General features: G+C 57.9%; 25 protein-coding genes. 12 read left to right on the forward strand and 13 right to left on the reverse strand.

The features are described 5' to 3' along the window. Positions 1–58 precede the first annotated feature (58 nt). The 4 genes from SADFL11_RS12765 (at position 59) to SADFL11_RS12780 (ending at position 1,975) form a co-directional block, all read left to right on the forward strand. A complete protein-coding gene (locus SADFL11_RS12765) occupies positions 59–571 on the forward strand; it encodes a hypothetical protein (protein WP_040451591.1) in 513 nt (170 codons plus the stop codon). A 28-nt stretch (positions 572–599) separates the two neighbouring features. Continuing rightward, positions 600–1,028, forward strand: a complete 429-nt coding sequence (locus tag SADFL11_RS12770) for an NUDIX hydrolase (RefSeq protein ID WP_040451589.1) — start codon at positions 600–602, stop codon at positions 1,026–1,028. 93 nt (positions 1,029–1,121) lie between these two features. Beyond that, on the forward strand, positions 1,122–1,511 hold the full coding sequence (locus SADFL11_RS12775) for a TIGR02301 family protein (protein WP_209002586.1): 390 nt from the start codon (positions 1,122–1,124) through the stop codon (positions 1,509–1,511). Between the two features lie 191 nt (positions 1,512–1,702). Then, entirely contained in the window at positions 1,703–1,975 is a 273-nt protein-coding gene (locus SADFL11_RS12780) for a hypothetical protein (RefSeq protein ID WP_008193146.1), read from the forward strand. A gap of 80 nt (positions 1,976–2,055) precedes the next feature. On the opposite strand, the gene SADFL11_RS12785 is transcribed toward SADFL11_RS12780, so the two are convergent. Further along, positions 2,056–2,694: a LysE family translocator gene (locus SADFL11_RS12785; protein ID WP_008192098.1), complete on the reverse strand. Its 639-nt coding sequence runs from the start codon at positions 2,692–2,694 to the stop codon at positions 2,056–2,058. Between the two features lie 171 nt (positions 2,695–2,865). On the opposite strand from SADFL11_RS12785, the gene SADFL11_RS12790 reads away from it, so the two are divergent. Further along, a complete protein-coding gene (locus SADFL11_RS12790; RefSeq protein WP_050776049.1) occupies positions 2,866–3,546 on the forward strand; it encodes a hypothetical protein in 681 nt (226 codons plus the stop codon). A 10-nt stretch (positions 3,547–3,556) separates the two neighbouring features. Here the strand turns inward: SADFL11_RS12790 and SADFL11_RS12795 are convergent, their stop codons facing one another. The 3 genes from SADFL11_RS12795 to SADFL11_RS12805 form a co-directional block, all read right to left on the reverse strand. Then, on the reverse strand, positions 3,557–4,210 hold the full coding sequence (locus SADFL11_RS12795; RefSeq protein ID WP_040451587.1) for an SAM-dependent methyltransferase: 654 nt from the start codon (positions 4,208–4,210) through the stop codon (positions 3,557–3,559). 18 nt (positions 4,211–4,228) lie between these two features. Beyond that, the gene (locus SADFL11_RS12800; RefSeq protein WP_008193916.1) at positions 4,229–5,491 is read right to left on the reverse strand and encodes a BtaA family protein; all 1,263 of its coding nucleotides are present in this window, start codon (positions 5,489–5,491) and stop codon (positions 4,229–4,231) included. A 144-nt stretch (positions 5,492–5,635) separates the two neighbouring features. Continuing rightward, a complete protein-coding gene (locus SADFL11_RS12805) occupies positions 5,636–6,877 on the reverse strand; it encodes a L,D-transpeptidase family protein (RefSeq protein ID WP_040451585.1) in 1,242 nt (413 codons plus the stop codon). 366 nt (positions 6,878–7,243) lie between these two features. Between SADFL11_RS12805 and ygfZ the strand changes: the two genes are divergently transcribed. From ygfZ to SADFL11_RS12830, 5 genes are all read left to right on the forward strand, one after another. Then, entirely contained in the window at positions 7,244–8,134 is an 891-nt protein-coding gene (gene ygfZ / locus SADFL11_RS12810) for a CAF17-like 4Fe-4S cluster assembly/insertion protein YgfZ (protein ID WP_008191816.1), read from the forward strand. A 25-nt stretch (positions 8,135–8,159) separates the two neighbouring features. Next, positions 8,160–8,822, forward strand: coding sequence for a YfbR-like 5'-deoxynucleotidase (locus tag SADFL11_RS12815; RefSeq protein ID WP_008195875.1), 663 nt, complete (start codon positions 8,160–8,162; stop codon positions 8,820–8,822). A 70-nt stretch (positions 8,823–8,892) separates the two neighbouring features. Beyond that, entirely contained in the window at positions 8,893–9,402 is a 510-nt protein-coding gene (locus tag SADFL11_RS12820) for a tyrosine phosphatase family protein (protein WP_008193284.1), read from the forward strand. A gap of 12 nt (positions 9,403–9,414) precedes the next feature. After that, positions 9,415–10,398: an NUDIX hydrolase gene (locus tag SADFL11_RS12825; RefSeq protein ID WP_008193942.1), complete on the forward strand. Its 984-nt coding sequence runs from the start codon at positions 9,415–9,417 to the stop codon at positions 10,396–10,398. A gap of 317 nt (positions 10,399–10,715) precedes the next feature. Then, positions 10,716–11,876: a cell wall hydrolase gene (locus SADFL11_RS12830; RefSeq protein WP_209002588.1), complete on the forward strand. Its 1,161-nt coding sequence runs from the start codon at positions 10,716–10,718 to the stop codon at positions 11,874–11,876. 139 nt (positions 11,877–12,015) lie between these two features. On the opposite strand, the gene SADFL11_RS12835 is transcribed toward SADFL11_RS12830, so the two are convergent. Continuing rightward, entirely contained in the window at positions 12,016–13,053 is a 1,038-nt protein-coding gene (locus SADFL11_RS12835; protein ID WP_008196532.1) for a GlxA family transcriptional regulator, read from the reverse strand. 36 nt (positions 13,054–13,089) lie between these two features. After that, positions 13,090–13,590 (reverse strand): YqhA family protein, encoded by a 501-nt coding sequence (locus tag SADFL11_RS12840; protein ID WP_008195956.1) that lies wholly within the window; start codon positions 13,588–13,590, stop codon positions 13,090–13,092. 332 nt (positions 13,591–13,922) lie between these two features. Between SADFL11_RS12840 and SADFL11_RS12845 the strand changes: the two genes are divergently transcribed. Next, entirely contained in the window at positions 13,923–14,516 is a 594-nt protein-coding gene (locus SADFL11_RS12845) for a HupE/UreJ family protein (RefSeq protein WP_008194370.1), read from the forward strand. A 6-nt stretch (positions 14,517–14,522) separates the two neighbouring features. Here SADFL11_RS12845 and nadC read toward each other — a convergent pair whose 3' ends face one another. From nadC to nadA, 3 genes are all read right to left on the reverse strand, one after another. Continuing rightward, on the reverse strand, positions 14,523–15,383 hold the full coding sequence (gene nadC, locus SADFL11_RS12850; RefSeq protein WP_008190707.1) for a carboxylating nicotinate-nucleotide diphosphorylase: 861 nt from the start codon (positions 15,381–15,383) through the stop codon (positions 14,523–14,525). A 14-nt stretch (positions 15,384–15,397) separates the two neighbouring features. Then, entirely contained in the window at positions 15,398–17,002 is a 1,605-nt protein-coding gene (locus SADFL11_RS12855) for an L-aspartate oxidase (protein ID WP_008195289.1), read from the reverse strand. Between the two features lie 99 nt (positions 17,003–17,101). Then, positions 17,102–18,184: a quinolinate synthase NadA gene (gene nadA / locus SADFL11_RS12860; RefSeq protein ID WP_040452922.1), complete on the reverse strand. Its 1,083-nt coding sequence runs from the start codon at positions 18,182–18,184 to the stop codon at positions 17,102–17,104. Between the two features lie 411 nt (positions 18,185–18,595). Here nadA and SADFL11_RS12865 point away from each other — a divergent pair, with 411 nt between their 5' ends. After that, on the forward strand, positions 18,596–19,831 hold the full coding sequence (locus SADFL11_RS12865) for an MFS transporter (RefSeq protein ID WP_040451580.1): 1,236 nt from the start codon (positions 18,596–18,598) through the stop codon (positions 19,829–19,831). A 276-nt stretch (positions 19,832–20,107) separates the two neighbouring features. On the opposite strand, the gene SADFL11_RS12870 is transcribed toward SADFL11_RS12865, so the two are convergent. From SADFL11_RS12870 to SADFL11_RS12885, 4 genes are all read right to left on the reverse strand, one after another. Further along, a complete protein-coding gene (locus tag SADFL11_RS12870) occupies positions 20,108–20,548 on the reverse strand; it encodes a 6,7-dimethyl-8-ribityllumazine synthase (RefSeq protein ID WP_040452920.1) in 441 nt (146 codons plus the stop codon). 66 nt (positions 20,549–20,614) lie between these two features. Next, positions 20,615–22,702 carry a glycine--tRNA ligase subunit beta gene (gene glyS, locus SADFL11_RS12875; protein ID WP_008196589.1) on the reverse strand — a complete coding sequence of 696 codons (2,088 nt, stop codon included), beginning with the start codon at positions 22,700–22,702 and terminating at the stop codon, positions 20,615–20,617. 138 nt (positions 22,703–22,840) lie between these two features. Then, positions 22,841–24,061, reverse strand: a complete 1,221-nt coding sequence (gltS, locus tag SADFL11_RS12880; RefSeq protein ID WP_008192419.1) for a sodium/glutamate symporter — start codon at positions 24,059–24,061, stop codon at positions 22,841–22,843. A gap of 379 nt (positions 24,062–24,440) precedes the next feature. Beyond that, on the reverse strand, positions 24,441–26,402 hold the full coding sequence (locus tag SADFL11_RS12885; RefSeq protein ID WP_050776048.1) for a DUF2207 domain-containing protein: 1,962 nt from the start codon (positions 26,400–26,402) through the stop codon (positions 24,441–24,443). Positions 26,403–26,417 lie beyond the last annotated feature (15 nt).

Here is a 26,417-nt window from a genome sequence, read left to right on the forward strand (position 1 = left end):
GCAATTTGAAACGATAAAGCGCTAGCTTTTTTGAAAGTAACACAATCGGGGGTCGGGTATGGAATGTGTGGATCCAGTTTTGGGCGCCGGTGAGCTGGCCGCCGAACGGCTGGAGCAGGCCAATATCAATTCCCAGACCGGCCTGGCAACCGACTACCTAAACCATTTCAATGAAGTGATGATGCTGCTCGAAATGCTGCCGGCAATGCCGGATTGTGCCGCTGACGTTCTGGAATGGCAGCCGCTCGACTATGAAGGGCACTTTGAGAATTCATCCTTCAAAGACAAGAAACTGGCAATTCTCGCCTATCATGCTGCACCGTCTCATCTTCGTGAGCACCTAGAAGCCTGCGCCTCCGACATCAATGTGCTTGTGGCTCAAATCCAGGATCAGCTCCGGGAAACCGAAGATCCATCTGTGATCGCTGCGGATATCGCCGGATTTGCGACCAACGAAATCAAGCCGCTGATCTCGACAGCGAGTGGTGTGATCCACGGTCACGTCAAACCGGAAGCCGAGCAGCCGGAAGGCGATGCCGCCCAGGCAGAGATCGACGCCCTGTTTGCCTGATCAACCTTTTATGTGACAGAGTTCGGGTATGTCCCGGCCCTTTCCTTCCGTCCCCGTTCTCAGCGTCAGTGTGCTCTGCCACAAGGATGGCTCCGCGCTTCTGATCAAACGCGGTAAACCGCCTTACAAGGATCACTGGAGCCTGCCCGGCGGTAAGGTGGAGTTTGGCGAAACACTTGCAGAGGCTGCGGCGCGGGAGTTACTCGAAGAGACAGAGCTGACGGCAGAGCTTGACGGCCCTGTCGAGGTTTTCGATTCCATCCAACGCGATGAGAATGGGGACATCCTCTCTCATTTCGTTTTGGCGGTATTTGTTGCGAAAAACCCGTCCGGGACCGTGATGGCCGGTGATGATGCCACTGCAGCCGAATGGGTGGCCCTAAAAGACCTGGACGGCCGCATCACGACGCCTGGAACACCGGCGCGGATCCGGCGCCTGCTCTCCAAGCTCGCCTGAGAAGTGAATTCCTGGGGTCAACGCACCATAGCTGTTGCAGGACGAGCGACCCCGGCGCATGATCGCCGAATGTTCGGGAACGCGATACAACCTGTGTCTTCCGCCGCCGCCTTGATGGCGGCGTTTCTCGTCGTATCTGCACCTCTGACCGCGTCTGCTCAGGACACACCCGGTGTCAGCGCTCCGCCCTATGAACCGCAGCTGATGCGGCTGTCTGAAATCTTCGGAGCGTTGCATTACCTGCGTCCGCTCTGCGGAGAAGAAGACACGCCGACCTGGCGGGATCGTATGGAGGAATTCCTCGACGCAGAAACCCGGGATGAGAACCGGCGGCGGCGCTTCATCGAGCGGTTCAATCAGGGTTATCGCGGTTTTTCAGTTGCTTATCAGGACTGCACGGATGCCGCCCGTCTCGCCATGGCACAGTATTTGGGTCAAGGCGAAACGATCATCTCCGACGTGACCAGCCGGTACGGGCGCTGAACCCGGCAGTTTTTTCCATTTCGTTATCAGTTCGTAAACTTTTTGCATCAAATTTGTGGGTGGCCGTTAAGTTTGTGTTCACGGTTGCTTATCAGCGCGATTCACCGTGCTAGGATCAGTTCATGAGATTCGGGGATGGGACACGCTGGGGTTGATACCATGCGCGTCGGGAAAGACCGGTAAGGGAACGAATGATCAACGACGATTACGCCGAAGCGGCAATGGAAGCCGAATTTGCCGAAGACGAGGATATTCGGCGCGCTGCATTGGGTTTCATTTCAGAAGCCTGGTCAGAAGCTATTGCCAATGGTGTCGACGCAGATGCTGTCGCACATGCCGCAATGTTCACCGCCCTCGCCGACCTCGTTGCGGCCTATGGCGAAGATGCTGTTGCCAAACTGGCAGAAGGTTTGCCGGACCGTATTCAGCGTGGCGACTACACGGTCAACCGGGTTCTGCAGTAGCATCAGCTTAGCAAATACCGATATCTGGAAAGGCCGGTTCATCCGGCCTTTTTAAGTCTCGTTTTGCGCAAAGCCTAGGGTCAGCGGATCAGATCGTAGGCAAGCTTTAGGTAGATCAGGCCGCCAAAGATCATCAGAATTGCGCCTGCTATATGATTGGCCCTGTCAAGCCAGGCATCGTCGATGCGGGATCTGAAATGGGTCACCGTAGCGGAGATGAATACCCACCAGGAACACGCGCCGGCCGTGACGCCAGCGACCATCATCAGTGATCCGAAGTAGTTGTCGTGGTCCGGACGCCAGTCCCCCAGACTGCCGAAAATCGCGATAAACGCGAGAATTGTTCCAGGGTTTGTGATGGCCATGAAGAAGGCCGCCGTTGCATCGCCCCAGAACCCGTGTTCCTTGCCGTCATCTCCGCCATTCAAATGCGGATGGCTGTTCCAGATTTTCAAACCGAAAATGATCAGAAGCGCCCCGCCAACGATCTCAATCAGATCGAATTGGCCTTCGATGAACCGCGTGACGGCGGAGACGCCAAATATCGCGGCGGTCGCGTAGAGCGTGTCTGCGACAACAGCCCCAAGCCCAACGAACACCCCATGGCGAAACCCACTGCGCACGGCATGCTGGATGGCCATGATGTTGACGGGTCCGACCGGCGCCGTCGTAATGATACCAATGAAGAAGCCGATAACGGCATATTCCAGAAAGGTCACAGGCCAGCCTTAGGTGTGTTGTCATCGCCCGAGCGGAAGGGAATACCTTCGATAGCGCTGCAGCCCATGCACCACAAGCATATCAACGCCGTTTCTTATTGTTTTCACATTGCCATGAACTGATTAAAGAAGAACGGCTGGCGGCAAAGCGATTCTAAAGGAGAAAGACCCATGAAATTGCACACCCTCGGGGCATGCATTGCCTTTCTCTTGTGGGTTGGGCACGCTCCAGCCAAAACAGTCACTGTCGAGACGATAGAAGTGTCGCCCGCCCAAGGTGAAGACAGTCCTGCGGCCTCCCCAGAAACGATCCCACTGGGAGATCTGCCGGGCACATTGGAAAGTGCTGATGAGGTGATTGTTGACGTCCCGGACGTCCTCCAGGATCGCCCGCAAATCCTTTACAACAAGTCTTATTTGCCCAAACCCGTCGCCCGCATGCATTCCCAGATGATGGAGGCCGCTCTGTCCGGCGATATCAACCGGATGCGCATCATTCTGGAAAGCAACGAGGTGATGCCAACACTGTCGTTCGGAGAAATTGAAGATCCGATTGATTTCCTGAAAGAGAGTTCCGGCGACGGAGAAGGCTTTGAAATCCTCGCGATCCTGGCCGATGTGCTGGATGCCGGTTTCGTGCATGTGGACGCCGGCACTCCGCAGGAAATGTATGTCTGGCCGTACTTCTCCCGTTATCCGATCCAGGATCTAACGCCGGAGCAAAAGGTTGAGCTGTTCCGCATCGTGACATCCGGGGACTTTGCAGAAATGGAGCAGTACGGTGCGTGGAATTTCTACCGGGTCGGCATTGGCCCGGATGGCACGCTGCATTACTTTGTCGCCGGCGATTGATCCGGATGGATCACGGTTTGCGGAGTTCTGCCATAACGGCATAGCCGCGATAGATCGGCTTGTAGGAACATGTGGCGCCGTTGCCCTGCGCCAATTTCTGCAGTTCCTCGTGCAGATCCGCGCGCGGTGTTACATGGAAAGAGGCCAGCCATTTCATTAGAAGCGCTTTGAACCACACCGGCAGCCCCTCCTGCTGGCCGAAGTCGACGATGTGAATACGCCCTTGAGGAGCCAGGTGCGCCAATCCAGCCGCCAGAGCCTCACGCCAAATCGGCATCATGGAAAGGGTGTAAGAGAAAAATACCCGTTCGAACTGGGTGATACCCAAAGGCTTTGGCGCCGCCGGGTCTGAAGCATCTCCGCGAACAAGGATGATCCGGTCTGAGAGGCCTGCTTTTTCGATATTCGCGCGCGCCGTCTCCAGCATCTGTTCAGAAATGTCGAGGCCATAAAACCGCGCCTTCGGATAGCGCTTTGCGGCGGCTATCAGGTTGCGGCCGGTTCCGCAGCCGAGCTCAAGAACGGCACTGCCGACCGGCGGCGCCAGATCCCGGATAAGCCGGTCCCGGCCGAGCAAATAATATTTGCGCGTCAGATCATAAATGTGGCGCTGGTTGCGGTAGACCGCATCCATCAGGCTAGCGGTGTCAGCAGTATGGCTCATGACGTTTACCGCTCTCGCCTATCCTTTGAAGACGTAGAGGTGGAAACCGCCATAGATCGAGGATCGATCCTGGCGGCCGAGCTCAAGGCTCTCCTCAGCTTCATAGGTCCAGCGGTCCAGGATCTCGTCAGCAACACGGCCCGGCAAAAGGCTCGGTTCGGCAGCCGTCCGGAAGATCACCCGCGCGCCCGGACGCGCCGTCCGCGTGATCTCGCTCCAAAGCGCATTGAGCTGGTGATCCGTCATCCAGTCCTGCGCATCAAGCAACACATAAGCGTCCAGCATATCCTCGCCAACGCTTTGCAGATGCTCGGTGAAGTTCCGGTTGAGGACCCGGACGCGGCCTGCGCGGTCGCGGATGTCTTCAAAATGATCACGCTTCAGATACGGCGGCAGAGGTCCGGATTTGCCCGTCGTTCCGCCATCTTGCGGCGCATACCCCCGGCCAAAGGCCTGCCACGCGAAGTAGTTGTCTGACATGGAGAAATCGCACGCAAGTTTCTCCAGCCGTTCTTTCAGAACCGCAGACATGTTGCCGTCCGCATTGCCGGATACCAGCGCATCATATTGCGCCGGCGGAATGCCCAAACCATAAAGAGACATCTTTTTCGATGTCGCCCAGCGGACCAGGCGCTTGTCAAACAGTGGTGCCAGAGCCGTGTCGAAGAAGCTGCGCTGCTCTTCAAGAGACTTGGCCCGGACCATGTGCTTGGGATCAATTCCATACAGGCGGGCGACCAGATGCCCTGCGCCAATACAGTAGCCCAGAAGACCATGATGATAGAGGTCACGCGAGAACAGCGTTATGCGCTTGCGGCCCCAGTTGGCCAGGTCCCGGCCTTCCCAGTAGTGAATGGTTTCCGGATCGAGGTTGGCTTTGAGGAAACGCTCATACGCGGCAACGTTGGCCTTCTCATCCGCCTCACCGAAGAACCGGTAGAATGTCTCGTAGTTCGGGAAGTGCTTTGCCGCAGCGAGTTTCAAACGGCCGAGGGCGACGTGTGCCCGGTTCAAATCAACTGCGGTGATCTCTGCCGGGCTGGCTGTCAGGTAAGACATCACGTTGCAGCCACCAGACGCAATCGTCACCATCCGGCTTTCCGGGGTCAGACGGAGCGCCCGCATGTCTACATCCGGGTCTTCCCAGATTTGCGGATAGACCAGGCCCTTGAATGCGAATGTAAAGAGCCGTTCCAGCATTCCATCCCGGGACGCGGCATCGGAGCGGTGCACCGCGTTTTTCAGACGTTTTTTGGATGCAGTTAACGTGCTCTGAGGCATCTCGCTCTCCCGGATCGCTGGTCGAAAGTTCCCTTGCGATACGGGAGAGTGACGACAGTTTGGTGACGTTCACGCCAGAATTGTGAGGTTATCCGGATAATAGTCTTGCGCCGGAAATCCGGCGCAAGTCCGCTCTTTGAAGAGTTAGCGCGTGATGACGACGAAGTCTGTGCCAAGCCCCGTATTGCGCTGGAAGCTGCGGTCCGTCACGGTCAGAGATGTCCCCGGCGTCAACATTTTCGAAAGGTCTTCGGCCACCTTCTGCGGGATCTCGAGGCGATCCAGAATTTCGTATGATGCGCCGCCGCGTTCGCCCTCTGCAGAGACGGCAATCCACTCGACAGACGGGTCGCCCTGTTTGAAATCAAGAGCGGTGAAGACATGGGTGCCAATGTCCTCACCGGTTCCCTTGATTGTAACGGGCGCGCTGTAAACATCGCGGAATTTACGGCGAACCCGGAGCTTGGCATTGTGCGGCTTTTCATACCCGGCCTCGCGATAAATCCGCGCCACCAGACTGTCGGTGATGTTTCCGGTGATCGGCAGGTCCGCACCTTCCTGATAAAGCTCGATCGCTGCCCGGGTCTTGCGCCCGACCACGCCATCGACCGGCCCGGCATTGTATCCAAGTTCGTTCAAAAGCCGCTGCAAAATCTTGTTTTTGCTCGGCGGCTTTTGCGGTGTGATGATCATCCGAAGCGGTCGATCGAAGTGAGGGTTTTCCGGTTCCGCTGCCGCTATAGGCGTCTGCAGGACGGCAGGCTGGATCGCACCGCGCAGCGCCGGATCCATGGCAATGTTCTGTGCGGACAAGCTTGCCACCTTGGTGGAGGGCGATAACGGCTGCGGCAGAGCGCTGTGCGTGACAGGCATTGGTGTTGCAGCTGCGCGCGTTACGACGACGTGATTGCCGCGCGCTGTCATGCCGAAAATAGACTTGGCAAAGCTGCGCGGCAGACGGATGCAGCCGTGAGACGCCGGATATCCGGGAAGTTTGCCCTGATGAAGTGCAATCCCAGACCACGTCAGGCGCTGCATGAACGGCATCGGGGCGTTGTCATAAAGATTGGAGAAGTGCTTCCGCCGTTTTTCCAGAATGGAAAACACGCCCGTTGGGGTGCTGTTGCCACGTTTTCCGGAAGATATCGGCGATGTCTCTATCAATTCCGACCCGCGATAAACATCAATACGCTGCTCATCGAGAGAAACAAGAAAATGCAACGGGTCCTGTTTTTGGACTTCGTCTGGCGCGCCCTCAACCGCTTCGCTGGCAAGGCTTGTTGAGCCTGCTGACAGGGTTAGAAAAGCCGCACAAGCGAGCTGCGAAAACATGCGGCTAGCGCCGCGCGATTTCGAAGGTCTTTCACCGTACTTCGTTACAAACATTCCCGAGCTCCCCAACGCAATACCCATAAGCCCTCAGAAAACCTTACAAGTGAGCCGTGTATTTTGGGTTAGGACATAAGGTTACCAAATGGTTTCCAAGCGTCCAGCCCCTCTAAGCGCACCTTTCCTCGCACACTAGCGGGGGGCTGGCTGTTATTCACATCACAAATTCGAAGAGTTTCCGGGTGTGTTTTTCAGGACACATTCCTTGTGGCTGACGTCGCACCCCATTTTCCGGGATTTCGCTGAAGACTAATGGATGCAGTGTCATGCCGGGATCGCGGGTCGATACCTTGTCTGTGTACACGAAAGGGCTTATCTGCCGTCCAAGGCCTCGTCTGCCAGAACTTCAAGGAGCGTTTCACCGTGTCATCCCCCAACATCGCACCGCTTCATGATCGTGCCCTGATCCGCGTCTCCGGCCCGGATGCCGAACACTTTCTGCAGAACCTCGTGACTGCCGACATCGATGAGCTCGCGGATCCGGGCTCGACGCTTTCCGCGCTTCTGACACCCCAAGGCAAGATCCTCTTCGATTTCCTCATCTACAAACAGAACAGCGGCTACCTGATTGATGCGCCCAAAGAAACATCCGCGGATCTTTTGAAGCGCCTCACATTCTACCGTTTGCGGGCAAAGGTGGACCTGGAGGCTGCCGGTGAAGATGTCTGCGTGTTTGCTCTTTGGGGGGGAGACCTTTCAGACACCAACGGCGCCGAACTTGTGGTGATAGATCCCCGTCTCGCAGCGCTCGGCCAGCGGGTCGTCGGCCCTACAGGTTTTGCTGATGCGTCTGCGGCAACGGTCAAGGATCTTGAAGCCTATGACGCCCATCGTGTTGCCCTCGGAGTTCCGGAGGGTCTGAAGGATTTCGCATACTCCGACATTTTCCCGCACGATGCGGATATGGATCAGCTCGGCGGCGTTTCCTTCAAAAAGGGCTGCTATGTCGGACAGGAAGTCGTCTCGCGCGTCCACCACCGGGGCACGGCCCGCAAACGGTTTATCCAAATCGAGGCAGCGGGCGCGCTTCCGGAAAAGGGTACTTCCGTCATCGCGAACGACAAAAGCGTCGGCGAACTCGGCTCGTCCACAATGATCGACGGCCAAGCCTTTGGCGTTGCCCTGCTGCGCCTTGACAAGGTGCACCAAGCCATTGAAAACGGCGTCCCGCTGACCTGCGGAGATGTGGCCATCACCGTCAAGCTGCCCGACTGGGCAGAGTTCGGCTGGCCGGATGCCAAGGCAGCAGAGTAACGTTCCACCCACCGACAGGGGTCCAATGTCTGCTTCCCGTTCCGATGAGCCGCCCCGCGCCTGGCAACGCATGTTGTCCGGCCGCCGGCTGAACCTCCTGGACCCTTCGCCGCTCGACGTTGAGATTTCCGACATTGCCCACGGCCTTGCCCGTGTCGCCCGCTGGAACGGTCAGACCTACGGCGATCACGCCTTCTCCGTCGCAGAGCATTCACTGATCGTTGAAGATATCGCCCTTAGCCTGAAGCCCGATATCTCGCCGGACTGGCGGCTTGCAATCCTTCTCCACGATGCCCCAGAGTATGTGATCGGAGACATGATTTCACCGTTCAAAACAGTAATCGGTGAAGCCTACAAGGCGGTTGAACACCGTCTACAAGGCGCCATTCACCTGCGCTTCGGCCTGCCTGCGGAAATGCCGCAAACAATCAAGAAACTCTGCAAGCGGGCGGACATCATCTGCGCCTATTTTGAAGCTGTCGAACTTGCCGGCTTCGAAGACAAGGAAGCTGCCAAAATCTTCGGCCGCCCCCGTGGCTATCCCGCCGATGAGGATGGCAAGTTGCGGTATGGTCTGAAGCCTTTGCCCGTCGCGAAAGCAGAAATCTTGTTTATGGAGCGGTTCGAACTGATCGAAGCCCTACGGGAAGCTGGGAAAAAACCGAAAACCGGACGCGCCAGCAGGTGACCTGACCGGCGAATAGCCCTACCTTCACATTACGCCCCAACGGCACTGATTTTTCGTTCTGGAACCCCGAATGCTGCACGTGTGCTCCCTATCCCGGCTGAGCGAAACGGTTGAAAAAACCGGCGCCAAGTCACTCGTTACCCTGATCAATGCCGAGATGCCGGTGCCGACACCGCCAAGCATTTCTGCAGAGCGTCACTTGAACCTCTCGTTCAATGACATCCCGGCGCCGGTCAAGGGGCTGACCCCTCCAGGTGAAAGCCATGTTGAGCAGCTTCTGGCGTTTGTCCGGGCGTGGGACCGGACATCGCCTTTGGTCATTCATTGCTGGGCCGGGATCAGCCGCTCCACTGCGGGCGCCTATGTGACGGCTTGCGCGCTCAATCCGGAGGCAGACGAATACACCATGGCCGCAACGCTGCGCCGCCATTCGCCCTCCGCAACGCCCAACCCTCGAATTGTTGCGATGGCGGATAGAATCCTCAATCGTGATGGCCGGATGATCGACGCCATCCGGGGCATCGGGCGCGGAGCCAACGCTTTTGAGGGTGCCCCCTTCGAGATGCCCATATTCGATTAACGAGGAGCCTTCATGCCGCACCGGCACGCCAGCATTGAAATTGGTCTGAATGCGGTCATCGTGTCGGTCGCGGGTGGCATGCCGCAAATCGTGCATGTGGAAGAACCGGAAAAGGATATGGCGGACAGCCTGCCCTTTGGTCCTTTCGACCCTCTCCATCACCGGACCTTCGAGATCGGGCTGCGCGCCTGGGTGGAAAACCAGACCGCGCTGCGGCTGGGCTACATCGAGCAGCTCTACACGTTTGGAGACCGGGGACGGCACAGGGTGTCGGGAGATGAGGGCCCTCATGTGGTGTCTGTCGGATATCTCGCTTTGACGCGTCAGACCCCGGATTCAGAAGAGACGCTGTCCCGCCATCACTCCGCATGGCGGTCCTGGTACGATTACTTCCCTTGGGAAGACTGGCGGGCCGGACGGCCGGACTTGCTGGATACCGACATGCTGCCAGCTCTGAAGAGCTGGGCCGAAGAGCCACCGGCGGAAGGCGAGCCCCCCCGCGCTCTTGCCCGGAGTGAACGCGTCCACCTCGCCTTTGGCACCGGTGGAACCGACTGGGACGAAGAACGGGCTCTGGAACGTTTTGAGCTCCTCTACGAGGCGGGCCTTGTCGCCGAGGCCAAAAGGGATGGACGTCCGGCGGCCCTGAAGCGCGATGAGATCCCGCCGTTTGGCATTTCCATGGAGTTTGACCACCGCCGTGTTCTTGCCACCGCGATATCAAGGCTGCGCGGCAAACTCAAATACCGGCCGGTGATCTTTGAGCTCATGCCCTCGGCTTTCACCCTCACCGATCTTCAAAACTCGGTGGAAGCCATTTCAGGCCGCCACCTCCACAAACAGAACTTCCGGCGACTGGTTGAAAACGCCGACCTTGTGGAACCGACAGGTGCGACGTCAACGGCGACTGGCGGGCGGCCGGCGGCCCTCTTCCGGTTCAAGCATCAGCTCTTGAGCGAACGGCCAGCGCCTGGCCTACGCGTCGGCGGCCGGTAGAACCCCCGAGAGCATCTACCCCTGCAACAAGGCCGCAGGCTGTCATTTCATCCTGATTTTTCTCAGCGCCATTAACCATAAGCTGCTGATTATTTACGCAGATCTCAAGAAATTCTGCCAATTTCAAGCTTATTAACGGTCTTTCAAGGTTAAGCAGACATCTTGTCTTTCAGAGCGGACGTTTACACAACGTTAGCGATGATTGATCCGGCGTATTCGGACAGCGTGTATTGAGTTGGAGTTGGCTGCGTATGTCTGGCCTTAAGTCCCGCGAAGTAAAGCGGTTTTCTACTCGCAAAAACCAAGGTTCCCGCAGGATGGGTGCGCGTCTTCGACAGATGTCGCGTGTGCTTCTTGCAAGTCCGTTGCTGTTCTTCGGTCTCCAGGGCCAGGTCGGCAATCAGGACATTTTTGCCCTGATCAATGCAAAACATCAGGAAACGCCGCGCTGGATGCTGGCGCTGGAACCGGCAAACTTCACATCCCGCATTGCTCCGATGCTGGACCTTGCGACCCCGACCGTTCCGGACCACACAACAGCGCCACTTCTGACACTCACCTCTGCCGATAAAGATTTCGATGCAAAGCCCGTCCTTGGACTGGAGGACGTTGCCCGCAGCGTTCTGCCTGATACGCTTCCCGACGGCATCAAGACGAACGTGTCCTCCAAGGGAAACCGGAAAATCACCATGGCACCGGACCGGCACATGGTGGATCAGGCCGCCGGCAATCTCTTTGCGATGTCCAGTCTCATTTCGACCGAGAAAAAGCATGCAGACCTGCCGCGGGTGGCCTTCGTCAAGCCCGAACCATTGGATGAAAAATCCAGTTCCGATGAGTTCGAACCCGGTGCTCCGATCGATCTTCAAAAGGTCATGATGGCCCGCAATGCAGCTGCAGCCAGTTTCTCCCTCGTGTCGGCCTATGCGCCAGATTCGGTGAAAGAAACCAAAGAGCCGTTTGATGCACTCTTCGGCGCTGCAAAGTACGAGCAGGAATTGCCTCCACCGGAAGATCCCGACAACCCGCATTGGTGGGCCCAGGTCCCGCTTCCCCTTTCTGTCGGCACCCGCAAAGAACAAAAGTGTCTCGCAGAAGCCATCTACTTTGAGGCACGCGGCGAGTCTGAAGAGGGTCAAATCGCAGTTGCACAGGTGGTCTTGAACCGGGTCAAGAACCCGTCTTATCCGGATTCCATCTGCGGTGTCGTTTATCAGAACAAGCACAAGCGCAACCGCTGCCAGTTCTCCTTTGCCTGTGATGGCATCCGCGACCGGATCGCAAGTCCCCGCGCCTGGAAAATCGCCGAGCGTATTGCCCGGGACGTCACCGACGGCAAGGAGTTCCTGAAGTTGGTCGACGCATCGACCCACTACCATGCCGACTACGTCAATCCGCGGTGGGCGAAATCCATGGCCAAGCGCGGCAAGATCGGCCTTCACATCTTTTACAAGACTTACGCTGGCGGCTGGAACTAGAGCAAATCGCGTTTAAACGGATTCAGGTTTCGCTGTCACTCGGCTTTGCCTCGTACTCGAAATCTGAAGCAGCCTGTATTCAGTTAAACACGACTCGCTAGAATCCAGCCCTCCTCCGGCACCTCCCCCTTTTCAGCAATCATTGTTGCCGGGGCCGGCCTTTTGCCTGCCGGTCTTCGATCGGGCTCTTGCCGTGCAAGCTCTTGTAGCGCTTTGCAAAATGTGAAGCATTGGCAAACCCGCAAGCCACCGCGATTTCAATGATCGGCATCGCGGTCCGGCAGACCAGCCGCTGAGCAATGTCGAGACGGATCTTGCTGTAATAGGCGAGCGGGGAACACTCGAAATAGTGCTGAAAATCCCGCTGGAGCTGCCGCGGGCTGACATTAAGCCGCGCCGCCAGCTGATTCTGGGACAGGGTTTCACCAACGTTTTCGGTCATCAGTTCAATGCACCGGCGCAGACGCGGTGGGATCAGGTAGAGCTCGTCCCGCATCAAGGTATTCTGTCGTTCACTGCCCGATCTCATATCCTGATGCAGCGCGATGCTTGCCACATCGCTGGCCACCGCTCCGCCATGCAGATCGGCTATGTAGCCAATCATCAGATCCAGCGCCGTAGTCCCGCCAGCACATGTCAAATAGTGATCGTCGGTCTGGATCAGGCTGTCGATGAGTTTGGCCTTCGGGAAGCGCTCCTTGAAGAGATCAGCGTATTCCCAATGGATCGTGCATTGCCGCCCCTCCAGTAACCCAAGATCCGCAAGCACATAGGCACCGGTGCAAATGCCCGCGATCCTGGTTTTCTGATGGGCAAAACGCCGGATCCGGTTTTTGTGCGCAGGGCTCAGGCTGTTCAATTCGACATCATCGCTGCTGCAAATCGCCAGAAGATCCGACGACTTAACATCATCCAATGCGCAATCCGCCCGCATAATCCCACCGGAACTTGCCAGGGCGTCGTTTCCATCCAGCGTGCAGCAAACATACTCGAACGCCTTGCGCTTCATGATCTTGTTGGCAATGCGCAAGGGTTCGATGGCGGATGAAAAGGACAGCAGCGAGAAATTGTCCAGAAGCAGGAAACAGATGCTGGTGACCCCGGATGCCGCCGGTGCAGCACCGCTCAATTCGGCTGTTTGGAGTATCGCTTCGCGATTATCATCAAGTTGCGGCATTTCAATACCAGTGTCTCAAGGGTTAGCGCTTCTGCACTATCTCTCGTTTGATTCAAAGACATTGGTCACAACATAGGTCGCCAGCAAGATCAAATGAAAGCCAAACAAGGCGGCCACTTGTAGCGCGGTTGCCTGAGAGTACTCCAAAAGCTCGCTGAGAACATGGATCGACGAGATGATTATGATCGTGGAGACGATCCGATGTTTCATGCGCCGGTAGGCCATTTGGCCCTGCAAAATATAATCTTCTCCATGCGCCGAGGCCCGGATCCGATAGCTGTTGTAGGTGTTGGTTGCCACCATAATCACCAGGTTCGCAATGAACACCATGTCCAGAAGATTGAGGATCAGCAGGATGGTTTTCTTGCGATCCATAAATTCAAAGGTCCGGACCGCAACCAGTATATCGACAACGAACGTGACCAGAAACAACATCATGCCTATGGCAAGCCCGATCAGAAGCGGGATCTGAGCCCATCTGGTCAAGCGCGTGACCACATCCATTTCTTTTTCGGTGTTGTCCGCGCTGTCGCTCATTCATTCCTTCCTGTCAGTTGAAACCAACGCTTCTGAACAAAGGCCCTCTGCGGATCATTCAGCGCACTTTCGCGAGGCAGCGCATTGCTCAAGATCAAGCAGGGTCATTGAAAGTACCAGGCGACTTCCGCCAATACAGATCCGGCCTGACACCGATGATCTCACAGTCTCAGGCGCGCAGAGCCGCGCTCAATCAAGACAAAATGCTTTCGTATTTTATCTGATTTTTCAAAGACAAGAGAATCAGCCATAACCGCGGCGGGTTAGCCAGAACCCGCATGTCAGGTGCGACCCACTCCGGGGCACCCGAAAGACCAAATAAAGGATCACACATGAGTATTCGTTTTGCCGCCGCCGCGCTTCTTGTGGCCGTTTCGACCTCTCCTGCATTCGCCCACCTGGACCCGGCAGAGCATGGCTCCTTTGCCGCCGGCTTCACGCACCCGGTGTTCGGCCTTGATCATGTTCTAGCGATGATCGCCGTCGGTTTGTGGGCCGCGCTTGTCGGTGGCCGCGCGATCTGGTTGCTGCCGACTGTATTTGTCGGCGCAATGCTGTCCGGCTTTGCACTCTCGCTCGCCGGCGTTCCAATTCCCTATGTGGAACCGGTCATCCTCGCTTCGGTGATTATTCTTGGTTTGATCGTAGCGGCAGCCGTCAACCTGCCGAACTGGCTCAGCGTTGCCCTGGTTGCAGTCTTTGGTCTGTGCCACGGATATGCGCATGGCGGCGAAATGGGAAATGCCGGCTGGCTCGGTTACGCAGCAGGTTTCGCACTCGCAACGGTCATCCTTCACGCCGCCGGTGTGCTGATCGGCCATGGTGCGAACGTGGCAGCCGGACGGGATGGCCCGGTCGCCAAAACGATCATCCGCGCGATTGGCGCTGCAACAGCCGCTGGCGGTGTTCTGCTTGTGGTGAGCTAAGACTGTTTAGCTGATTTCGATATCAAGCCCGAGATCGAGAACCGGGGCCGAATGGGTAATCCAACCTGACGAGATCAGGTCGACCCCGGCCTCGGCAACCGCCTGGACTGTGTCCAGTTCAATACCGCCGGAGGCTTCCAGAAGCGCCTTTCCACCCGTGATTTCGACGGCTTTTTCAAGCGTTTTGGGCGGCATGTTGTCGAGCATAATCACATCGGGCCCTGCTCCAAGAGCCTGATGAAGTTGCTCCAGCGTATCCACTTCAATTTCGATCTTTACCAGATGTCCGGCGTAAGCCTTGGCCGCAGACACAGCGTCTACCACACCGCCGGCAACGGCAATATGATTGTCCTTGATCAGGATCGCATCATCCAGACCGAAGCGGTGATTGGACCCGCCCCCGCATTTCACCGCGTATTTCTCAAACCCGCGCAGACCCGGAGTGGTTTTGCGAGTGCAGACAATCGATGCCTTTGTGTGGGCAATCCGGTCGGCGAAGAGGGATGTTGCACTGGCAATCCCTGAAAGATGGCCGAGGAAATTCAGGGCCACGCGCTCTGCCGAAAGGAGCGCTCGAGCCGGCCCGGTAATCCGGGCGACAACATCACCGGGTTCAAGCCGATCGCCATCTTGTTTGTCAGCTGCGAAAGACAGGCTGGCATCCGACTGTCGGAACGCGCTTTCTGCAAGCGCGATCCCCGACAACACCCCCGGTTTGCGCGCTGCGATGACGGCCTCGGCGCGGGAGGTCACCGGGATGGTTGCCTGGCTGGTGATGTCCCCGGCCCGGCCCCAGTCTTCCAAAAGGGCCGCCTTAACGGCATCGTCCACCATCAGGCGCGGTAGGTCCGGCAGCTGTCTCGGCATGGAAATACTCGCAATCAGATCACTGTTTCGAGGTTTTCGGCAACAAGCGCGTTGACCTCTTTCAAAGTCGCGTAAGACCGCTTGGCCATCGCAGGGTTTTCATCCGGGAAATCGGTGCGGAAATGGCCCCCCCGGCTTTCTTCGCGCATGAGGGCCGCCGCGGCAATCAGCTTGCCGGTCACCATCATGTTCTGAATAGACTGGCGCACGCAGACGCTTTCGGCCTTTTGAATATCCGCCAGCGCCTTTCTCAGGCCTTCCCGGCTGCGCAGGACACCGACATTCTCAGACAGCGTGTTCCGCAGGACCGTAATCGCATCGCGCTCTTCGATGTTCCGCTGGCTCGGCAGGCCGGGCGCTGCGTCCATCTCGTCCCAAAAGGCGCTGCGCGGCGTCGGCATCAGGCCTTGGATATCTTCCGCAATGCGAGCGGCAAACACCACGGCTTCCAAAAGGGAGTTGGAAGCCAGTCGGTTGGCCCCATGCGCGCCGGTGCTGGCAACTTCCCCCGCAGCCCAAAGGTTGTCGAGGGACGTCCGGCCATTGGCGTCGGTCAGGACGCCGCCCATGTGGTAATGCTCTGCCGGTGCGACCGGCAGGAGATCTTTGACCGGATCAAGGCCCGCGCTTTGCGCGGCGGCGAATACGGTCGGAAAGTCGTCCTTGAAACGGGCGCCAATCGCGTCCCGGCAATCCAGATAGGCACCGCGGCCTTCGAGGATCTCCCGGTGAATGGCTCTGGCGACGATGTCACGAGGTGCGAGTTCCAGATCGGCATGGATGCCTTCCATGAAGCGTTCTCCCGCCTTGTTGACAAGGATCGCGCCTTCGCCGCGCAAGGCCTCAGTTGCCAGCGGAGCGGGATCAGAGCCAACATCCAGGGCCGTTGGGTGGAACTGAACGAATTCGGCATCCGAAATGACCGCACCAGCGCGGGCCGCCATCGCCAATCCATGACCATTTGCTTCGCCGGGATTGGTCGTCATGGCATAAAGGTGGCCAATGCCGCCAGACGCCAGAACAACCGCTTTTGCGGGAAAAGCCATCCGTTCCAAACCACCGCGGCGCCGCGCCAGAACGCCGGTCACATACCGGCCTTCGCCGATGAAACTTTCGCCTATGTAGCCTTCAAGCACCCGGATTGACGGAGTTCGGCGAACAGCTGTAATCAGCGCGTCCATGATCGCCTTGCCGGCCATATCGCCGCGAACACGGACGACCCGGCTGTGCGAGTGGGCAGCTTCCCGGGACAGTTGGAGGCGGCCTTCCAGATCCTGATCAAACGGCACACCGTAGGACAGAAGGTCCCGAACGCGTTCGCTGCCCTCACGGGTCATCTGGTCGACGATGTTTTCTTCGCAAATGCCACAACCGGCAGCCAGCGTGTCATCGCGGTGCTTTTCGACTGAATCCTTTTCAGAAATCGCAGCGGCAATACCGCCTTGGGCCCAGGCGGACGAAGCGCCCTGCCCGATCGGTGCATTGGAGATGATCGTCACAGGCCGTGGGCTCAACTTCAGTGCACAGAAGAGGCCGGCCAATCCGCCGCCCAAAATGACAACGTCATCGACATCCTTGCCCGGATAGGCAGGTACAAAATCATCGGTCGAGATCGCCATGAGACCTTCCTGGATGGAACTGGGCAATGCCCAAAAAGAGCTTCCGGGCCCAAGCCCGGAAGTTATTCATTTGAAGATGTGTGACCTAACCTTGGGCGGTCAGATTTTCAAGTTGATCATCCGCTCAACAGCCACCCGCGCCTTGTCGGCAATCACCGGATCGACGACCACCTCATCCTTCATCTCCAGAAGGGTGTCGAGGATCTTGTCCAAAGTGATCCGCTTCATGTGCGGACACAGATTGCATGGACGGATGAAGTTCACTTCCGGGGTCTCGCTGGCGACGTTGTCTGCCATGGAGCACTCGGTGATCATCATCACCTTTTCCGGTTGTTTGGTCTTCACCCAGTCGATCATGTGCGCCGTGGAGCCGGCAAAGTCAGCTTCCGCGACCACCTCGGGTGGGCATTCCGGGTGCGCGATGATCTTCACCTTCGGTTCGATCTTGCGGTAGTCGCGCAATTCCTGTGCGGTGAAACGTTCGTGGACCTCACAGGCACCATCCCAGGTCAGCACTTCCACATCGGTTTTGTTGCCAACGTTCGCCGCTAGATATTTGTCCGGGATCAGGAACACCTTGTCGACACCGAAGCTCTCAACAACTTGCAGCGCATTGGACGATGTGCAGCAGATATCGCATTCGGCCTTCACGTCGGCAGACGTGTTCACATAGGTGATGATCGGGACGCCCGGGTTGCGCTCACGCAAGGCCCGCACATCCGCCCCTGTGATGGACTCAGCCAAGGAACAGCCGGCCTTCATGTCCGGAATCAACACGGTCTTTTCCGGGCTCAGGATCTTGGAAGTTTCCGCCATGAAGTGCACGCCGCACTGCACGATAACATCCGCATCGGTGCGGGTCGCCTCGATCGCAAGCTGCAAGCTGTCACCCACGATGTCGGCCACGCCATGAAAGATGTCCGGCGTCATGTAGTTGTGCGCCAGAATGACCGCATTCCGCTCTTTTTTCAGCTTGTTGATCGCGTGGATTGTCGGGGCCAGGGCCGGCCACTCGATCTCCGGAATGATGTGTTTCACCTTCTGGTAGATCGGGGCGGTCGCTTCCGCAACTTCAGCTGTGTAGCTCAGATCCGGACGGTTCAATTTGCCATAGCGATCCAGGGCCGAAAGGCCGTCTTTGATCGGAGTTCCGACCGGCGCGGTTGTTTGGGCAATGGTCATGGCGACCTCCCTCATCTTGGCTCGAACACCGGTGTTTTTGGCCCGATGCACACTTATACTCATTTTGAGCATATTTAGATCAAAAGAAAACGGGCTTGTGCCCATCTCTTTTGCTCGTTCGGAGTTTATATAAGAGGCTTTCACGGCAAAATCTATTACTTTCTGGCAAATAACTCAAAATCAGTTCGCAAGCGATTGATATTCCTTCACAAAATAAATTTTTTTCAACGCCGGCTAACCAAAGGGCACTTTGAGGCCTACAGGAATTCACCGGCACTTCGGGACGGTCCGGCCTTCCGTTGACCTCAACTGGCAATTCATTCTCAAGATTGATGGACACATCACAAATACACGTTTGGCCGTTTTGCCGGACGGGAGTATCTTATCGTCAATTCACGATGAGAGGTTCTGATGTCAACTGCATCCACATCCCGGCGCGATGGCCCCAACATTCCCTTGGTTATCGCCTGCGGTTGTCTGATCGCGCTGATTTCCTTCGGGCCCCGCTCTGCTATGGGTCTCTTCTTCCAGCCGATGACGGACGCCCGTGACTGGAGCCGTGAGATCTTCGCACTTGCCATTGCCATCCAGAACCTGATGTGGGGGATTGGTCAGCCGATTGCGGGGATGTTCGCCGACCGCTTCGGCACCTGGAAAGCCATGGCGATTGGCGCGACGCTTTATGCAGCTGGCCTCTTCCTGATGGTCGATGCCCAAAGCGCGGTAGCGCTGCATGTTTCGGCAGGTGTCCTCATTGGACTGGGTGTCGCCTTCTCATCGTTTTCGCTTGTGCTCGCCTCATTTGGCCGCACGGTCTCCACCGAGCAGCGTTCTATCGCCTTCGGCATCGGCACGGCGTCCGGGTCTCTCGGGCAGTTCCTGTTTGCTCCGCTCGGCGGCGCGCTGATTGCCGGCATCGGCTGGCAGCAAACCCTGATCGTCTTCATGGGCCTGATCGCCCTGATCCCGCTCTTGGCGATCGCGCTGAAAGGAAAGGCCGCACCCCCGTCTTCCGATCAGGCTGTTGCGGACCAGAGCCTCACAAGCGCGATGGCCGAGGCGTTCGGCACCCGCGGGTTCATTTTGCTGACCATTGGCTTTTTCGTCTGCGGCTTCCACGTGGCGTTCATCACCGTCCACCTGCCCCCCTACATAGCCGATCTCGGTCTCGACCCGTCATGGGGCGCGACCTCGATCGCGCTGATCGGCCTGTTCAACATCGTCGGCTCCCTCGCCTCTGGATATATTGGCGGGCGCTATCCCAAACCGATCCTGCTCTCGCTGATCTATCTTGCAAGGGCCGTGGTGATCTTCGGCTTCATCATGCTGCCGGTGAGCCCGGTCTCCGTGCTGGTCTTCTCCGCACTGATGGGCCTGTTATGGCTGTCCACCATTCCCCCGACCTCCGGTCTGGTCGCGGTCATGTTCGGCCCGCGCTACATGGCAACGCTGTTCGGCTTCGTGTTCCTGTCCCACCAGATCGGCTCGTTCCTCGGCGTTTGGCTCGGCGGAAAGTTCTATGATGAAACCGGCTCTTACGACGCCATCTGGTGGATGGGCATTGCCCTTGGCATTGCAGCCGCCATCATCCACTGGCCAATCCAAGAAAAACCCGTCGACCGCCTCGCCCAACAGGCGGCGGAGTGATGCAAGGCCTGGCCTAAATATTCTGCGTCATTACCCGGCGAGAAGAGCCTGTCCCCGACATGATCGGGGAGGTAATCCATTCCGTGACCGCCCCACAAGCACTGCTGATCGCATGGAGGAGGAGCGGGATGGATCCTCGGGTCAAGAGCCCGAGGATGACGTGGGAAGGAAGCGCGCTAGCTGTCATCCCGGACGCAGCGAAGCGGAGATCCGGGACCTATTCGTTTGCAGAACTTCTTTTGGAACCCTGGGCTTCAAAGCCCTCGCCCCCACTCCTTACCCCTTCAGGCTTTCCCGGGTCTTGCCGATCATGAGTGCGGCCTCGGCAGCTTCGCGGCCTTTTTCGACGAAGTGGTCCTTATAAATGCCGATGTGGTGGTCGGTCGGCTGGAAGTGATGCGGGGTCAGGGACACCGACAGGACCGGAACGTTGCTGTCCAGGCCCGCCTGCATCAGGCCGCTGACAACTGCTTGCGCCACAAAGTCATGCCGGTAAATCCCGCCATCGACCACCAGAGCGGCCGCGGCAACGGCAGCATATTTGCCGCTGTTCGCCAGATCGCGCGCGAGCAACGGCATTTCGAAAGCACCGGGCACGGTGAAGACATCGACCTGATCTGCCGGGATCACCTCGCAAAACCCATCCAGAGCGCGATCCACGATGTCGGCGTGCCAGTTTGCCTTGATGAAGGCATAGCGGGTTGGGGCTGCAGTCACGGCTTTCTCCAATAAGCAACAAATTTGGTGGAACGAGCCTCATCAGGTGAGGCCCGAATTTGTGAGTTAACCGGCGACTTTCGAGAAATCGGCAACCACGTGGGTGGCGTCGCGGATTTCGGCGAGCAGCTGCAGGCGGTTCATCCGAAGTGCCGGATCGTCGGCGTTGACCAGAATGTCCTCAAAGAACCTGTCGACCGGTGCACGCAGTTTGGACAGCGCCTCCATGGCCCCTTCAAAGTTTTCCGATTTCACAGCCTCGGCGGCCTCCGCACGTGCCGTGTCGATGGCAACTGCCAGATCAATCTCGGCCTGCTCGGACAGGTGATCGGCGTGCGGCTTGCCGGTAACCGGTGTGCCGTCCTTTTTCTCTTCCGCCTTCAGGATGTTCACCGCACGCTTGTAGCCGGCCGCGAGATTGGTGCCGTCGTCGGAAGAGACGAATTTCTGCAAGGCTTCAACGCGTTTCACGACCATCAGGAGATCATCCTGACCATCCAGCGCGAACACGGCGTCAATCAGATCATGCCGCATGCCCTCGTCCTTCAGGTGGACTTTCAGGCGGTCGGCGAAGAAGGAGAGGAGATCGGCAACCAGTGCCGCTTCATCGTCAGCGATAGCAGACTGCGCTTTCAGTGCGGACAGGATCAGCTCGCCCAATTTCAGGCGCAGATTGTTCTCCAGAACGATCCGAATGACGCCCAGAGCAGCGCGGCGCAGGGCATAAGGATCCTTGGAGCCGGTCGGTTTTTCGTCAATCGCCCAGAACCCGGTAAGAAGATCGAGCTTTTCAGCCAGCGCCACGGCAATCGCGACCGGATCGGCCGGTACGCTGTCGCTCGGCCCTTGCGGCTTGTAATGCTCTTCGATCGCCGTTGCCACAGAGGCGTCTTCTCCCTGCGCGGTGGCGTAGTAGCGGCCCATCAGACCCTGCAGTTCCGGGAATTCGAAGACCATGGCAGAGACCAAATCGGCCTTGGCAAGTTCCGCACCGCGTTTGGCCTTGGCTTCGTCTGCCCCGACCAGCGGAGCAAGCTCTGCGGAGAGCGCGATCAGGCGCTGGACCCGTTCGCCAACGCTGCCGAGCTTTTCGTGGAATTTCACGTCATTGAGCTTCGGCAGATTGTCGGTGAGATTCGTTTTCAGATCGCTGGTCCAGAAGAACTGCGCATCCGACAGGCGCGCGCGGATCACCTTCTCGTTGCCCGCGATGATCAGCTTGCCGTCATCGGGTGCAACGATGTTGGAGATCAGAACAAACTTGTTGGCGAGCTTGCCGGTTTTCGGGTCCTTCAACACGAAGCACTTCTGATTGACCTTGATGGTCAGCTGGATGCACTCGTCCGGGATTTCCAGAAACGCCTCGTCAAAGGACCCGGTTAGAACAACCGGCCATTCGACCAGACCGGCGACTTCTTCCAGAAGTCCCGGATCTTCGACAAGTTCAAGACCAAGCGCCAGTGCGCGGTCCTTGGCATCTGCCAAAATGATGTCCTTGCGGCGGTCCGCATCCAAGACGACCTTGTGCTTTTCAAGGGCCGGTGCGTAGTCGTCGAACCGGCGGACATCGAAGGCGACATCGGCAAGGAACCGGTGACCGCGGGTGGTCTTGCCGGACTTGATCCCGTCAAACTCGAAAGGCACGACATCCGGCTCTTCGGTTTCCGGACCGAATGTGGCGATGATAGAATGGAGCGGGCGCACCCAACGGGTTGATGTGGTGCCCCATTTCATTGACTTTGGCCACGGGAAGTTGCGCAGGATCCCCGGCATGAATTCGGCAATGATGTCGATGGCGGACCGGCCCGGCTTCTCGATCACGGCCACATAAAAGTCGCCCTTCTTCGGGTCCGTCTGGATTGTTGCATCGTCAATGGAGGCAAGCCCAGCCCCGCGCAAAAACCCTTCAACGGCCTTTTCCGGCGCACCGACGCGCGGACCTTTACGCTCTTCACGGGTCGCGGCAGAACCGGCTGGCACACCAGCAACATGCAAGGCCAGGCGGCGCGGCGTTGCAAAAGCTTTTGCTCCCTCATAGGGCAAACCGGCATCCACCAAGGCATTGGTCACAAGCGTTTTCAGGTCTTCGGCCGCCTTGCGCTGCATACGGGCCGGGATTTCTTCGCTGAACAGCTCAAGCAGAAGATCGGGCATAGGGTCAAAAGCCTTCGGGTCTGGGTGGAAACCACCGGAAATGCGTTGGCCGTCCGTTACCAAGTCAGCCGCGGCTTGTCACCCCCTTTGGCAAGCACAAGCGAGCGAAGGCACTTCAAAGACACTTGAGACCGCGCGCTATCCTCCCAAAAACAGGACAATGATTGCGGCATTGGCGAGGTCGACGAAGAAGGCGGAGACGAGCGGCAGGATCAGGAAGGCCTGCATGGCCGGGCCATATTGCTTGGTCACCGCCGTCATGTTGGCAATGGCTGTCGGGGTCGCGCCCAGCGCAAAACCGGCAAACCCGGCGCCCAGCACCGAAGCGTTGTAGTCCCGCCCCATCACGGGAAAGAGTATAAAGATAATGAACACCCCTGCCCCGACAATCTGAGCTGCCAGGATCAGCATCATCGGTCCGGCGAGCCCGGCAATGGTCCAGAGCTGCAGGCTCATCAGCGACATTGTCAGGAAGATCCCGAGCGCAAGATCGGAGATGACGGCGAGCGACCGCGACCGTGCCGGCCAGATCATCTTCTTGAAGATGAGAGGTACGGTGTTGGACAGGATGATGCCGCAGAACAGGCAACAGACGAACACTGGCAGATCCAGATTGAAGCCATACACCAGCGCTTCCTGCAGAGCGACGCCAAGACCGATCGCGATGTTCAGAACAAGGATCGCCCGCATCAGGCCGGTGTGGGTTACGCTCGTATCGGCTTCCTCATCGGTCTCGATCCCGATCACCGGGCCTTCATCCGGGCGGTTCGGGTCAGGCTTGCCGCCTTTCACCTGGATCAGATAGTTGCCGATCGGGCCGCCCAGCAAACTGGCCGCAATCAGGCCGAGAGTTGCCGTTGCCGCACCGATTTCAACAGCACCGACAACGCCATATTGCTCCACCAGACGCGGGCCCCAGGCAATCGCCGTTCCGTGACCGCCCACCAGCGAAATCGTCCCGCCCAGAAGACCAAAGCCGACAGGCAATCCCATGGCGACAGCAATCCCGGTGCCGATCACATTCTGGAACAGCATGTAGCCGACCGTCAGCATCAACAGGATCAAGAGTGGCTTGCCGCCCTTGGCAAGATCCGAGAAGCGGGCGTTGAGGCCGATAGCGGTAAAAAAGCAATAGAGAAGGTAATCGCGCGCACCGAGCGAAAAGCTGATTTCCTTGTCGAAAACCCCGTAGGCGACAAGGGCGAGTGTCGCGACCATCAGACCGCCGGAGACCGGCTCCGGAATGTTGTAGTGGCGCAGGAATGCGAACTGCTTGTTCAGGCGAACGCCCAGAAAATAAACAAGAATCGCAATATTGAAGCTGAGAAATTCATCCAGCGTCAGCACTTCGCCGTTCATATCAAACCTGCCCCTTTTTAGCCCGAAGCGACCCTAGCGAAGAATGACGAGGTTTACCAGATCAGCGCCGAGCCAGCGCGGACGGCTACCAATCTTCCCCGCTCGCTATTCTGAAGATTATTAGAAGCATCGGAGCTGCCCCGGACATGATCCGGGGCCACGTCGCCCGGTCCCGGCTCAGGGCCGGGACGGCGGCATCGGACCAGCCCCGCATAAAGGTAACCTCTCCCGCGGGGAGAGGTCAGACTTCTGACAAAGCCCCTTCTACCCTCCGGCGTCATGTTCGGACTTGTTCCGAACATCCATTACACAGTGAAAAAACTGGAACCTCGGCACAAGGCCGAGGACGACTGCTGAGAGCCATGAGGTCTGAGGCTGCCTACCAGCCGCCGCCGCCGCCACCGCCTCCGCCGCCGCCGGAAGACCCGCCACCGGACGAGCCGGAACTGGAGCTGGAAGACACCGGCAGGGAAGACTGGAACGATCCGGCCATGGCACTTGCCGTTGCGCCAACGCTGCGCGAGATGTCCCGGCTGTCGAAGTCGCGGCCGCTGTACCACCTCGGGCGGTATTCACGCGACTGTCCTGCATTGGCTGCACTCGAAAGCCAGGTTTCAAAATGCGTAGACCAGGGCTTTTCAACGCCCAGCGAAACCGCATAGGGCAGCAGCTTTTCAAAATGAAGAACACTCATGTCCGGCGCATCCGTCATGTTCAGACGGTCTTTTTCGGCAACCGACAAATAAAGCTTCAGGCCCTCGATCTCGTCCATGACCACCCGGCCATGGGTGGTCGGGATGTCGATGACATTGGCATAGACAATGAACATCAGGACAATCCCGATCACAAATGCGGGCAGCAGGGGAATTTCCGGCGGGATTTGAAGGATAAACGCGGTGAGGTGCATGACAAGGTAGACCGCGCCAGCAAAGATCACCGCGAAGACTAGCCAGAATGCCAGCGCCTTGGAGCTGCGCCCTGTCGTTTTGTCAAACAGGCTTTGAACCAGAATTGTCAGGCCGACGGAGCCCGCAATTCCAAAGATGGTGAAGAAGCCGAACAAAAAGGACTGCTCGAACTGCGCATCGCTCAAGTTGCCGAAATAAAACAGCGAGAAGATCGTCACAACACTGACCCCAAGACCGGGCAGCAGATAATACCCATTGTGCTTGAAATAGACCCCGCTGTATTCGCGGTTGATCGCTGAAACGAATTTGTCTCCCAGCGCGCTGATCGCCTTACCGTTTTTGTCATTCAAGGCGAGCGGTGTTCCCCGCCCCCGAATGTAACTCTCGATAACGGCCTCGCCCTTCGGCAGCGGCTCATCGTTTGTCGGTGTGCTCTCCTCGGGAATCTCCAGAACAAGATCCTTGTCGTCTTTTGAGAGTTTGAGGCGCCCCTTGGTGGCAAGGCTCAAACAGGCCGCGGCCAACGCAACCCAGCGCTGCCCTTCGATCCCGCGATTGGTGATGTAGTTGGCCATCGCCGGAGAAACGCCATCCGGTCCCTTGAAGCGCGGGAAGATGACACCGCGGGCTGGATCCCGGCCAACGCGCCACCAGGAAATCAAGTAATAAAGAACAAGGATCAGAACCGCGGGCGCGCCGATCGCAAAGACCCGCTGGTCCTGGAGCCACATGTCCCATTTTTCAGACTCGCTGGGCTCCGCGACAAAGCCCTTCGGGAATCCGACCGCGACCGTCAGGCCCTCGTAAGCGCCGAGCGGCTGCGTGGTCTCGAAGACCACCTGCCCCGTTGCCGGGTCGACGGAGGCCTCATAATCGGTCGCATCAGAGCCGAATGGGCCGGTGTAGGCAGCATATTGCGTAGCGTCGGCCCCGGCAGGCAAGCGGACCCTTGCAACGGCTTCATCGATCGGGAAGATCCACTCGTTGCCGGTCGCGTTCCAATAGACTTCATCATAGCCGTCAAAAAAACGAACTTGGCGCCACATGCGGTATTTGATCGTGTAGGTGTAAACGCCGGGATCCAGATACACATCTTCGCGGCCAATGTAGATGCGGACACCGCGCCCGTTGTCCCGCGTGAACTTGTTTTCGCGCTGCCCGTCCCGCAAGACCTCCAGCAGCTCAAATGGCACATCATGCTCCCAGCCGTTGGCGTCTTTTGCGCGCAAGGGAACGTCGCGGAAGATGCCTCGCTTGATCTCATCGCCTTCGGCCCGGACCCGGATGGTTTCCGTCACGATCAGGGATCCGTCCTCCTGAACGTCGATGTCGGAGACGTACGTGAGGATGCGTTCTTCCGAGACCGCACCGCTGACTGTTACGAGCCACAAGACAGCCGCCAGGACCGCCATCAGACCTTGATGGAACCGCATGATCGGATCTCCCAG

Origin of the sequence: Roseibium alexandrii DFL-11 (assembly GCF_000158095.2) — a bacterium.
In the GTDB taxonomy this organism is placed as follows: domain Bacteria; phylum Pseudomonadota; class Alphaproteobacteria; order Rhizobiales; family Stappiaceae; genus Roseibium; species Roseibium alexandrii.